This window comes from Leucobacter insecticola, from assembly GCF_011382965.1.
Taxonomy (GTDB): Bacteria; Actinomycetota; Actinomycetes; order Actinomycetales; family Microbacteriaceae; genus Leucobacter; species Leucobacter insecticola.
The window spans coordinates 927059-939780 of sequence record NZ_CP049934.1 but is presented as its reverse complement, the minus strand read 5'-3'; the positions used below and the strand labels follow the sequence as shown (position 1 = coordinate 939780).

The 12722-nt window shown below is 61.9% G+C and carries 10 protein-coding genes; 1 reads left to right on the top strand and 9 read right to left on the bottom strand.

What is annotated here, in order from left to right; genetic code table 11:
• Positions 1–126 precede the first annotated feature (126 nt).
• The gene (locus G7067_RS04370) at positions 127–423 is read left to right on the top strand and encodes a metal-sensitive transcriptional regulator (protein WP_166322272.1); all 297 of its coding nucleotides are present in this window, start codon (positions 127–129) and stop codon (positions 421–423) included.
• Between the two features lie 47 nt (positions 424–470).
• On the opposite strand, the gene ccsB is transcribed toward G7067_RS04370, so the two are convergent.
• The 9 genes from ccsB to glyA all read right to left on the bottom strand — a co-directional run bounded on the left by ccsB (position 471) and on the right by glyA (position 12715).
• Complete coding sequence (gene ccsB, locus G7067_RS04365; protein ID WP_425280693.1) at positions 471–1382, bottom strand: c-type cytochrome biogenesis protein CcsB; 912 nt, start codon at positions 1380–1382, stop codon at positions 471–473.
• A gap of 65 nt (positions 1383–1447) precedes the next feature.
• Entirely contained in the window at positions 1448–1831 is a 384-nt protein-coding gene (locus tag G7067_RS04360) for a hypothetical protein (protein ID WP_166322270.1), read from the bottom strand.
• An 83-nt stretch (positions 1832–1914) separates the two neighbouring features.
• Positions 1915–2712 carry an Ig-like domain-containing protein gene (locus G7067_RS04355; RefSeq protein WP_166322268.1) on the bottom strand — a complete coding sequence of 266 codons (798 nt, stop codon included), beginning with the start codon at positions 2710–2712 and terminating at the stop codon, positions 1915–1917.
• Entirely contained in the window at positions 2604–8360 is a 5757-nt protein-coding gene (locus G7067_RS04350; protein ID WP_166322267.1) for an invasin domain 3-containing protein, read from the bottom strand. The genes G7067_RS04355 and G7067_RS04350 overlap by 109 nt, the downstream gene beginning before the upstream one ends.
• Positions 8357–9514, bottom strand: a complete 1158-nt coding sequence (locus tag G7067_RS04345) for a hypothetical protein (protein ID WP_166322265.1) — start codon at positions 9512–9514, stop codon at positions 8357–8359. Before G7067_RS04345 ends, G7067_RS04350 begins: the two co-directional genes overlap by 4 nt.
• Before the next feature lie 258 nt (positions 9515–9772).
• The gene (locus tag G7067_RS14080; RefSeq protein WP_244301249.1) at positions 9773–10174 is read right to left on the bottom strand and encodes a DedA family protein; all 402 of its coding nucleotides are present in this window, start codon (positions 10172–10174) and stop codon (positions 9773–9775) included.
• Entirely contained in the window at positions 10171–10335 is a 165-nt protein-coding gene (locus tag G7067_RS14075; RefSeq protein WP_244301248.1) for an SNARE-associated domain-containing protein, read from the bottom strand. Before G7067_RS14075 ends, G7067_RS14080 begins: the two co-directional genes overlap by 4 nt.
• A 176-nt stretch (positions 10336–10511) precedes the next feature.
• Positions 10512–11411, bottom strand: coding sequence for a bifunctional methylenetetrahydrofolate dehydrogenase/methenyltetrahydrofolate cyclohydrolase (locus G7067_RS04335; protein ID WP_244301247.1), 900 nt, complete (start codon positions 11409–11411; stop codon positions 10512–10514).
• A 5-nt stretch (positions 11412–11416) separates the two neighbouring features.
• A complete protein-coding gene (gene glyA, locus G7067_RS04330; RefSeq protein ID WP_166322263.1) occupies positions 11417–12715 on the bottom strand; it encodes a serine hydroxymethyltransferase in 1299 nt (432 codons plus the stop codon).
• Between the last annotated feature and the right edge of the window lie 7 nt (positions 12716–12722).

Below are 12722 nucleotides of genomic sequence, written 5' to 3'. Positions count from 1 at the left end.
GCCGTCATTCTGCGCGGCCACATGATACCCTTGGGGTATTTACGGACCGACGCCACTGCCTGACACAGCCCACCCCTCTCGAGGGTGTCGCGGGTGTCAATTTCAAGCTCGAGAGAAAGCGATCCCATGTCTGAACTGAGCGGGACCACCGCTGCTGCTGCAACCCACGATCCTGAAGCGAAACGCAAGATCGCCAACCGCCTCCGTCGCGCTCACGGTCAGCTTGCCGCTGTGATCAGCGCGGTGGAATCCGACACCCACTGCCGGGACATCGTGCAGCAGCTCTCCGCAGTCTCCAAAGCACTCGACCGTGCAGGTTTCTTGGTCATCTCCACGGCCCTGCAGCAGTGCCTGGAAGATCCACAAGCAGAGGGCGCCGCAAGCCCTGAAGAGCTCGAAAAGATGTTCCTCTCGCTCGCTTAGCGGCGCGAGCCAATCAGCCTGACACCGGCTGGTCCGGCCCGGGCGGTCTACAGCCCCGAGTAGGCGTGAAGCCCCTTGAAGAAGACGTTGACAATCGTGAAGTTGAACACGACCGCGGTGTAGGCAATGATCGACAGCCACGCTGAGCGGGTGCCGCGCCAGCCGCGCGTCGCGCGCGCGTGGATGAAGCCGGCGTAGAGCACCCAGATCACAAACGTCCAGACCTCTTTCGTGTCCCAACCCCAGTAGCGACTCCACGCAGCCTCAGCCCAGATCGATCCCGCAATGAGCGTGAAGGTCCAGAACACAAAACCGATGATCGCCATGCGGTACGACAGATCTTCGAGCCGCACGGCCCCCGGCAGGCTTCCGAGAAAGCGCATGCCGCCCGGCTCCCCCGCCGCCATCTGAGCCTCGCGACGTGTCTGCAGCAACTGCAGCAGCGACAGGCCAAAGGAGAGCGTCAGAAAACCAACAGCGAGCACTGCAACCAGGATGTGAATGACAAGCCAGTGCGAATCAAGAGCTGGCGGCAGCGGCACGATCGGCACGTAGAAGTTCGTTTTAGTGACGCCAAGGAAGAGCAGTGTCATTCCGGTGACGAGCGTGCCGAGAAAGCGCAGATCAACGAAGAACTGCACGAACAAGTAGATCAATACGATCGCGCAGGTCGCCGTGAGCGCAAACTCGTACATGTTGGCCCAGGGCACACGCTCGGCACCGATCCCGCGCATGATCGTTGCCGCGAGATGGAGTGCAAACCCCACCACGGTGAGTGAGAAACCGATGCGCAGTGAACGCGACCGGCGCGGTTTGCCGGGAACAGAGTCGCCCGGGACGGCGAGGGCCTCACCGCTCCGGTTCGCGAGATCGACCGCGTAAAACACGAAGGCAATCGCGTACACGATCATCGCCGAGTACAGGGAGATCGTTGAGAATTGTTCTAGCTCACTCAGCACAATGTCTTACTGTACCCGCTCCAACTCTGAAGATCACTGGGAAGAGGCAGCATCGACGTTCGGGCCTACAGCTTCACAATGTTGTAAACGACCTGGAACTTGCCATCCTGCTGCGTGAGGAGCAAGGTGACGTTGACCTTCTCCTTGTCGTTCGTGAGCGCAATCGTCTTACCCGAACTCGTCTCGCTCTGCCCGAGCTCCCGGAATCCGGCATCGGTCAGTCGCGTCACAGCTTCTTCTTGCGTCTTCTTGTCTTCAACCGTCACCGTGAACGACCAGTTCGAATCATCAGCAGAGGCCGTATTCGATACCTCCCCCGGCACCGTCTTCACCTGCTCAGGCACGCCCTCAACAGAGACTCCTCCGCCCTGGCAGGCAGAAAGCGTGAGCGCCAAGACCAGCGCAACCCCCACAGATGATCCTGCCGCGGCAATTCTCAATTTCCCCATGATTTCCCCTCGATCGTTCGTTGATCCGCTGGCTGAGCGAAGCGTGCCTCGCTCAGCCAGCGGAACAGACATTGTTTGAGATGTTACTCCGAAGCCCTGCGCCGCCGGGCGACAACAACGAGCGCGCCGCCAACTGCGAGGATCAGGATCGCGGCTCCGCCAAGCAGCAGCATCGACTGGCCGCCGGTAATCGCAAGCCCCGGAGCCGCCGTGACCTGGAAGGTCTGACGCACATCCCCGCTGAAATCACCGCTCAGGGTTACTGAGTGCTCACCCAGCTCAATGTCAGTCGGGACCGCGAACTCGAAGCGCACGTCACCGTTCGCATCCGCAGTCTCCTCGCCAATAGTGACGGGCGTGGAGCGCAGCACCGCGGTGACCTTTTCTCCCGGCTGGAAGAAGTGGCCCGTAGCGACCTGCGTCTCACCCGGGTGCAGGCTTGCTGAACCGAGCTCCAGTGTGATGAGCCCCGAACGCAGCTCCGTCGCGATCGACTCGTTGCCGTCACGATCAGTCGCGGTGACCGTGATGGAGGATCCGGGCTTCTGCTCTGGATTGAGCTCGATCTCGAAGCGGCAGTCGTCACCCGCAACCGCGGTGCCAATAACGTTGCCCTCGGCATCGCGGACCGTCACGGTGGATCCGGGAGCGGCGCAGCCGGTCACGGTCTTGCCGTCGCTCGGATCGAGCACCGGCGCGGTCGGTGGGATCCGGTTGATGAGCTCAATCTCAGCCATCGCGTCAACCGCCTCACCGTCAAGCGCTGCAGTGATCACCGCAATGCCGGGCGTCGTCGAGCGCAGCTGCGCCGTGTAGACACCGTCACCCAGATAGGTGAGACCCGAGACCTCGCCGATGGAGCTGCTAATCGTGAGCGGCATCTCAGCGGTGATGGGGTTTCCGAGCGCATCAAACAGTGACACGGTGATGATGCCCGTATCCTTGCCGTCGGCAGAGATGCGGGGGTTACCGTGATCGTCGTGTTCGCGGAGTCGAACGCACCCTCGACGAAGACTGCATCAGCGTTGCCGTTGGCCTTCAGCGCCTCCCCGAAGTAGGAGACGGAGATCGGCTTCGCACCCGAACGGCTCGAGGTGATCGTCGCAGCATAGCTGCCAGGATCGGTCTCCTCGAAGGAAGAGATCACACCATCACCGAGAGAATCTGCAGCCGCGGCAGCAAGCTTCGCAGCCTGACCCGGAACCGGGTTGCCGAACGCGTCAGCCAGCTTCACCGTAACCGTATGCGATCCTGAACCGGCAACCTCTTCGCCCGTCGACACCGTGTATGCGGTGCCCGGATTCTTGACGTCAACGTCAGCGGCAACGAATTCGGCGATCCCGTTGCCCTGCAGCGTGACCGTCTTGCTGTTGTACTGAACCGTGATCGTCTTCTCACCAGCAACCGTCGACGTCACCGCCGCCGTATACGTACCAGGAACCGCAGACTCACTAAACACCGTGAACTCACCCGTGCCCAGCTCATCCGTGGTCGCCGCAGCAAGCTTCGAAGCCTGCCCCGGAACCGGGTTCCCAAAACCGTCAACCAGCTTCACCGTCACCGAATGCGACCCGGATCCCACAACCCGCGTACCCGTCGACACCGCATACTGCGTACCCGGCTGCGAAACATCAACAGCAGCAGCAACAAACACTGCCTCACCATTGCCTTCAAGCCGAACACTGGCGCCATTCGCCGTCACCGTCAACGCCTTCACACCCGTCACGGTCGAAGACACAGCCGCCGTATACGTACCAGGAGTAGCAGACTCAACGAAAGACGCAATCACACCGTCGCCCAGATCATCTTCGGTGTCAGCCATAAGACTCGTAGCCTGCCCAGGAACCGCGTTCCCGAACTCGTCCACCAGCTTCACCGTCACCGTGTGCGACCCGGATCCTGCAACCTCTTCACCCGTCGACACCGCATACTGCGTGCCAGCGTGTGAAACGTTCACTCCCGCCGCAATGAAGACAGCCGTGCCGTTCCCGTCAAGCCTGACAGCAGCACCGTCAAACAGGACCGTCATCACCTTGTCACCCGACACCGTCGAGGTCACCGTCGCCGTGTACGTGCCCGGCGTGCCACTCTCAACAACATCAGTGACACCGCCAGCACCCAGCGCATCCTCGGTCGAAGCCTCAAGCTTCGAAGCCTGCCCCGGAACCGGGTTCCCAAACTCATCAGCCAGCTTCACCGTCACCGTATGCGACCCGGAACCAGCAACCTGATCACCCGGAGAGACCACATAGCTCGTGCCAGCATTCGCCGTGCTCACCGCAGCAGCAACAAACACCGCCGTGTCGTTCCCGTCAAGCGTCACCAGCGCGCCATCAAACGTCACCGTGATGGCCTTATCACCAACCACCGTGGACGTCACCTCAGCCGTGTACGTGCCCGCAGTCTCCGTCTCGGTGAAGTCGCCGACCTCACCCGTTCCGAGCGCATCCTCGGTCGCAGCAGCAAGCTTCGCCTCGACACCAGGAACAGCGTTCCCGAACTCGTCAACCAGCTTCACCGTCACCGTATGCGACCCGGAACCAGCAACCTGATCACCCGTCGACACCGCATAGCTTGTGCCCGTGCCCGAAACATCAACACCAGCAGCAACAAACACTGCGTTCCGGTTGCCGTCAAGCGTCACCGCGTCACCACCGAACGCGACCTGGATCGCTTTCGTACCCGACACCGTTGACGTCACCGTCGCCGTATACGTACCCGGCGTGCCCGACTCAACGAAATCAGTGATACCACCATCACCCAGCGCGTCAACCGTCGTGGCCTTCAGCCCCGCCGACTGCCCAACAACCGGGTTATTGTCAGCATCAGTCAGCTTCACCGTCACCACGTGCGAGCCAGAACCAACCTCCTGGTTGCCCGTCGATACCGCATAGCTCGTGCCAGCGTTATCAACCGAAACACCACCAGAAATGAACTCCGCCGTGTCGTTCCCGTCAAGCGTGACCTCGTCACCACCAAAGGTGACCGTCACGACCTTGCCACCCGACACCGAAGACGTCACCGTCGCCGTATACGTGCCAGCCGTCCCGGTCTCAGCAAACCCGGTCACCCGACCAGTTCCGAGAGCATTCTCAGTCGCAGCTTCAAGCTCCGCCGACTTCCCAGAAACCGGGTTCCCGAACTCGTCAGCAAGCTTCACCGTCACCGTGTGCGAACCACCAGCAACCGACACCTCACCACCAGAAACCGCGTAACTCGTCCCCGGATTCGCAAGGCTCACACCCGACGAAACAAACTTCGCCGCGCCATTACCCGCAAGCCTCACCGCACCACCATCAAACGTGGCCGTGATCGCCTTCTCACCAGCAACCGTCGACGTCACCGTCGCCGTATACGTGCCCGGAGTCGCAGACTCCGTGAACACCGAAACCTCGCCAGTACCCAACGCGTCCGTGGTCGCCGCACCAAGCTTCGCAGCCTGACCCGACACCGGATTACCGAACTCGTCCACCAGCTTGGCAGTGACAGTGTGCGAACCGCCCGCGACAGACACCTCACCCGTCGACACCTCATAGTTGGTGCCCTCGGCTGCCAGATTCACGTCAGCGGCAACGAATTCGGCGATCCCGTTGCCCTGCAGCGTGACCGTCTTGCTGTTGTACTGAACCGTGATCGTCTTCTCACCAGCAACCGTCGACGTCACCGCCGCCGTATACGTACCAGGAACCGCAGACTCACTAAACACCGTGAACTCACCCGTGCCCAGCTCATCCGTGGTCGCCGCAGCAAGCTTCGAAGCCTGCCCCGGAACCGGGTTCCCAAAACCGTCAACCAGCTTCACCGTCACCGAATGCGACCCGGATCCCACAACCCGCGTACCCGTCGACACCGCATACTGCGTACCCGGCTGCGAAACATCAACAGCAGCAGCAACAAACACTGCCTCACCATTGCCTTCAAGCCGAACACTGGCGCCATTCGCCGTCACCGTCAACGCCTTCACACCCGTCACGGTCGAAGACACAGCCGCCGTATACGTACCAGGAGTAGCAGACTCAACGAAAGACGCAATCACACCGTCGCCCAGATCATCTTCGGTGTCAGCCATAAGACTCGTAGCCTGCCCAGGAACCGCGTTCCCGAACTCGTCCACCAGCTTCACCGTCACCGTGTGCGACCCGGATCCTGCAACCTCTTCACCCGTCGACACCGCATACTGCGTGCCAGCGTGTGAAACGTTCACTCCCGCCGCAATGAAGACAGCCGTGCCGTTCCCGTCAAGCCTGACAGCAGCACCGTCAAACAGGACCGTCATCACCTTGTCACCCGACACCGTCGAGGTCACCGTCGCCGTGTACGTGCCCGGCGTGCCACTCTCAACAACATCAGTGACACCGCCAGCACCCAGCGCATCCTCGGTCGAAGCCTCAAGCTTCGAAGCCTGCCCCGGAACCGGGTTCCCAAACTCATCAGCCAGCTTCACCGTCACCGTATGCGACCCGGAACCAGCAACCTGATCACCCGGAGAGACCACATAGCTCGTGCCAGCATTCGCCGTGCTCACCGCAGCAGCAACAAACACCGCCGTGTCGTTCCCGTCAAGCGTCACCAGCGCGCCATCAAACGTCACCGTGATGGCCTTATCACCAACCACCGTGGACGTCACCTCAGCCGTGTACGTGCCCGCAGTCTCCGTCTCGGTGAAGTCGCCGACCTCACCCGTTCCGAGCGCATCCTCGGTCGCAGCAGCAAGCTTCGCCTCGACACCAGGAACAGCGTTCCCGAACTCGTCAACCAGCTTCACCGTCACCGTATGCGACCCGGAACCAGCAACCTGATCACCCGTCGACACCGCATAGCTTGTGCCCGTGCCCGAAACATCAACACCAGCAGCAACAAACACTGCGTTCCGGTTGCCGTCAAGCGTCACCGCGTCACCACCGAACGCGACCTGGATCGCTTTCGTACCCGACACCGTTGACGTCACCGTCGCCGTATACGTACCCGGCGTGCCCGACTCAACGAAATCAGTGATACCACCATCACCCAGCGCGTCAACCGTCGTGGCCTTCAGCCCCGCCGACTGCCCAACAACCGGGTTATTGTCAGCATCAGTCAGCTTCACCGTCACCACGTGCGAGCCAGAACCAACCTCCTGGTTGCCCGTCGATACCGCATAGCTCGTGCCAGCGTTATCAACCGAAACACCACCAGAAATGAACTCCGCCGTGTCGTTCCCGTCAAGCGTGACCTCGTCACCACCAAAGGTGACCGTCACGACCTTGCCACCCGACACCGAAGACGTCACCGTCGCCGTATACGTGCCAGCCGTCCCGGTCTCAGCAAACCCGGTCACCCGACCAGTTCCGAGAGCATTCTCAGTCGCAGCTTCAAGCTCCGCCGACTTCCCAGAAACCGGGTTCCCGAACTCGTCAGCAAGCTTCACCGTCACCGTGTGCGAACCACCAGCAACCGACACCTCACCACCAGAAACCGCGTAACTCGTCCCCGGATTCGCAAGGCTCACACCCGACGAAACAAACTTCGCCGCGCCATTACCCGCAAGCCTCACCGCACCACCATCAAACGTGGCCGTGATCGCCTTCTCACCAGCAACCGTCGACGTCACCGTCGCCGTATACGTGCCCGGAGTCGCAGACTCCGTGAACACCGAAACCTCGCCAGTACCCAACGCGTCCGTGGTCGCCGCACCAAGCTTCGCAGCCTGACCCGACACCGGATTACCGAACGCATCGGCCACCGTTAGGGTGATCGTGTGTGATCCACCAGCGACCGAAGCGTCGCCCGTCGACACCGCGTACTTTGTCCCCGTGCTTGCGGCGCTTGGTGCGCCCGCAACAAACCGCGCCACTCCGTTACCGCTCAGGGCAACGGCTTCGCCCGGTTCCCCGCCACGCGTCACGGTGATTGCCTTCGATCCGGCAAGAGTCGAGGTCACCGCTGCTGTGTATTCGCCCGGCGTGCTCGTCGGGACAAAATCGGTGATATCCCCGCCACCAAGGTCGTCTTCGGTTGACGCACGAAGGCCCGCAGCCTGACCGAGCACCGGGTTGCCGTAGCGGTCAACAAGCTTCACTGTGACAGTGTGCGATCCCTCGCCCACGGTGATCTCGTTCTCAGACACCGAGTATTTGGTGTCTGCGTTTTCAGGATCAACAGCGCCGGCAACGAAGGCAACCGTCGCCTTGGGGGTGGCTGCCACGTTATTCAGTGTGAAGCCGATGGTGGCTGTTCCTGCCACCGTCGACGTGATCGTGGCCGTGTAGGTGCCGTCTTTGTTGTCCACAACTTCGCTGACAGTACCAAAATCACTCACGAGTTCGACCTTCGCGCCACCAATGTTGATGCGCTCGCCCGCAGCATCAAACGCGGTCACGGTGATCGTTGAAGCGCTCTCGCCGTCAGCTGTGACCGTGGCGGGAGCCGCCGCAATCTGACTCTTCGCAGCGGTGCCGGTCGCGAGTACCGTGACGGAGAGTGGCTCACCACAGGTGCCAGTGACCTGGCACGCATTGGAGTCGATTCCATCGGAAGAGGTCGCGGTCACCTGCGTCGTATGTACGCCTGGCTCCTCGGCTCGAGCGGAAATGGTGATACTCGCGGTTTCTCCCGCAGCCAGAGTCGGGATCTTCCACGCACCTGCGACGGCGTCGTATGCGCCATCGCCAGTCGCCTCTTCAAAAGCCAAGCCAGCGGGCAGCGCAAACGCGAGCTCGTTGTTGCGCGCGGTGTCGGCCCAGCATTGCGCAGCGAGAGGGTGTACTTCACGGTTTCGCCGATAGAGGCCTGGTTTGTGCTGACCGACGAGCCGGGAACGAGATCAACGAAGGCGAGATCCTGCGTGTAGCTGAGGTAAGCGGTGCGAACGGCGGTTTCCCCCGGCGCAATGTCTGTAGCCCAAGCCATGCCAAAACCGTTATCAACGTTGACCGCACATGAACCGATCGTGGCGCTGGAGACCCAGCACTTATCAGCGTTCGCAGTGCCAACAAGTGGTGACTGTACAGCGAAACGAACGCCGCCGAAGTAGCCGCCCGCGAACACTGCCCCGCCTGAACTGTCGATGAGTGACATCGCTTTGTCGCCCTTGATGCACTGCACCATCTTGCCGGGCTCGACGTTCGACGTTCCGGAGTCGCTGCCGTTGAAGTAACAGTCACCAAACTGTCCAAACTGCAGGGACCTTGTCGCAGCACCGTTATTTGTGATGCTGATGTCATTGCGCATGTACTCGGTACCTGGCACATGGCTCAGTCTTTGCGTCAGAACGAGCGTGTTCTGGGGAGACACCATCGCACCTGAGGTCTCGAGCCAGAACGGATCTGTAATGGTCCCGGTGCCTCCGAAGGTGCGCGTTCCCGTGGAGCGTGTCAGGTTGGCGCCCGTTGCGAGGTCAACGACGACGGGGTACGCCGACGGCGGGCCGCCATTCTGGTAGAAGGCGTTTCCCCCGAGCGTGCGGGAGGTGTACTGCTGGGTATAGTCGCTGTTCAAATAGATGTACGAAACCGGGTTTGGCGCATCGACACGGATGATGCCAGCTGCCACACTGTTCGCAGCCTCAGCGGGCGCCGCGGGAGCGAGACCCGAAACGCCAATCACCGCTGCCGCAGCAAGCGCGAGCAGGCGCACCACGCGCCGTTGCCTCGAATTGTTACCCACACCCGAGCCAAAGCTCTTTTTTGCACGCCAAATAACCACTAACAGTTCCCCCTCGTTGAAACACTCAAAACGGCGCGGGGAATGGCTGTTGTCCCTATCCCCCTGAGTCATCGGCTACCGAGCGCTGATCGCGCTGCAGGAAGCCGGAATTCCCTAACAATCAAGTGTGTCACGCAGTAAGTCCCAATGACCAATTACGTGCTTCATCTCAGTAAAAAAATGTCATATCTCAGTGTAAAAATCGTCGATCTACGAGTGGGGAATATGCAATTGCGTAGAAGCCGTGGCTCGTGCGCTCTACTCAGCCGCGGTGACTCTCTTCGCACGCCAGGAGCGAAATGCCCGCCACAGCTCAATCAGGATCGGGACACCCGGGATCAACACGAGCACAATAATGAACACCTCGCTGTAGTCCCGCACAAACGGGATCTGCCCCAGGAAGAAGCCGAGCAGCGTCACCCCCACACCCCACAGCAGCGCACCGATCGCGTTGTAGGTCACAAAGTGCCGGTAGCTCATCTTGCCGACGCCGGCTGCGGCCGGCACAAACGCCCGAAACACGGGCAGGAAGCGCGCGATGATGATCGCCTTCGGGCCGTGCTTTTCGAAGAACGCGTGGGTGCGTTCAACGTTTTCCGGATTGAACAGGCGGCTCTTCTTCCGCGAGAAGATCTTTGGCCCGAGCTTGCGACCGATCATGAAGCCCATCTGATCCCCGCAAACGCAAACGCAAACAGCAAGATGCAGGTGATCCAGATCGGTACGTCGATGATGCCGGTCGCGGTGAAGAGCCCCACCGTGAACAGCAGCGAATCGCCAGGCAAAAATGCGAGGACCAGCACCCCTGTCTCCAGGAACACGAAGGCGCAGGCGAGGATCAGCGCCGCCCAACCCCGGCTTTCAGTAGGGTTTCGGGATCGAGCCAGTCGATCCCGAGCAGAGCGGGGGTTGTCGCGAGCGCGGCGGAGATCAGTAGTGTCACGAGACTCATTATGCCCGCCCCCGCTGAGATGATCCCGGCGGGGGCGGGTACACACTACGCCGAAGCGCGCTCCGCCATCTCGACGACGTTCTTGAGGAGAAGCGCGCGGGTCATCGGGCCGACCCCGCCGGGATTCGGCGAGATCCAGCCCGCGACAGACGCGACCGCAGGATCCACGTCGCCCACCACGCGGCTCTTCCCGGTTTCAGGATCAACGCGCCGCGACACCCCCACGTCGAGCACAATCGCGCCGGGCTTCACATCCTCCGCGCGCACGATCCCCTCGACGCCCGCCGCCGCTACGATCACGTCGGCCCGGCGCAGCTCGGCGCCCAGATCCTTCGTGCCAGTGTGCGTCAGCGTGACAGTCGCGTTCACGGCGCGGCGTGTGAGCAGCGGCCCGATCGGACGGCCCACCGTCACGCCGCGGCCGACCACCACAACGTGCTTACCGGCCCAGGAGAGCCCGTTGCGCTCCACCAGCTCGATCACTCCACGCGGCGTGCACGGCAGCGGCGAAGTGATCTCGGTGGTGGCGTTGAGCACGAGGCGACCCAGATTCGTCGGGTGCAACCCGTCAGCATCTTTCGCGGGATCCATGCGCTCGAGAATGCGGTCGGTGTCGATGTGTTTCGGCAGCGGCAACTGCACGATGTACCCCGTGCACTCGGGATTCGCGTTCAGTTCGTCGAGAACCGTCTCGAGTTCCTCCTGCGTCACCGACTCGGGGAGTTCGCGCTTGATCGAAGCAATGCCGACCTCAGCGCAGTCGCGGTGCTTGCCCGCGACGTACCACTGGGATCCGGGATCCTCGCCCACCAGCACGGTCGCAAGCCCGGGAACGATGCCGCGAGCCTTCAACGCAGAAACCCGCTCGGCGAGTTCGTGCTTGATCGTGGCCGCGGCCTGCGTGCCGTCGAGCTTTTGCGCGGTGCCGGAAACGATATCTGGCACCTGGCTTACCACTCTTCGAGGCCCGGGTAGAGCGGGAACGCGTCTGCGAGTGTCTGCACGCGCGCCGACAGCTCCTCAACGCTCGTTGAACCCTTGCCCGCGGCATGCTGCAGCGTCAGCGCAATGATGTCCGAAACCTCGGCAAACTCGACGTCTCCGAAGCCGCGGGTCGCGAGAGCGGGGGTGCCGATCCGCAGGCCGCTCGTCACCATCGGCGGGCGCGGATCGAAGGGCACCGAGTTACGGTTGACGGTGATGTTGACCGCGTGCAGCGCGTCTTCCGCCTGCTGCCCGTCGATCGGAGAGTTGCGCAGATCCGCGAGCACAAGGTGCACGTCGGTGCCGCCGGTGAGCACATCGATCCCTGCAGCCTTCGAAGCCTCGGTGGTCAGAGCGTCCGCCAGCAGCTTCGCGCCCGCGAGGGTCCGCACCTGGCGGTCCTTGAACTCGTCGCTCGCGGCGAGCTTGAACGCGGTCGCCTTTGCAGCGATGACGTGCATCAGCGGGCCACCCTGGTGACCGGGGAAGACGTTTGAGTTGATCTTCTTGTACATCTCAAGATCGTTGGTGAGGATGAAGCCCGAACGTGGGCCACCGATCGTCTTGTGCACGGTCGAAGAGGTGACGTGCGCGTACGGCACCGGGTTCGGGTGGAGGCCTGCGGCCACGAGGCCCGCGAAGTGCGCCATATCCACCCAGAGCGTCGCGCCCACCTCATCGGCGATCGCACGGAACGCCGCGAAGTCGAGGGTGCGCGGGTAGGCCGACCAACCGGCAATGATCACCTTCGGCTTGTGTTCGAGAGCCTTCTGGCGCACCACATCCATATCGATGAGGAACGTCTCGGGATCCACGCCGTAGCCCACGATGTTGTAGAGCTTGCCCGAGAAGTTGAGCTTCATGCCGTGCGTCAGGTGGCCGCCGTGGGAGAGCTCAAGGCCCAGGATCGTGTCGCCGGGCTCAGCGATTGCCGAGAGCACCGCCGCGTTGGCGGATGCGCCGGAGTGGGGCTGCACGTTCGCATACTGAGCGCCGAAGAGGCTCTTGGCGCGATCCCGAGCGAGATCTTCTGCGACATCGACGAACTCGCAGCCACCGTAGTAGCGGCGGCCGGGGTAGCCCTCGGCGTACTTGTTGGTGAGCACCGAACCCTGGGACTCGAGTACGGCGCGAGGCACGAAGTTCTCGCTGGCGATCATCTCGAGGGTGGATCGCTGGCGGTTCAGCTCGTCGCGGAGCACGGCGGCGATCTCGGGATCGACAACCTCGAGCGGCTCGTTGAAGAAGGCGGACTGGGATGACATAGAAATT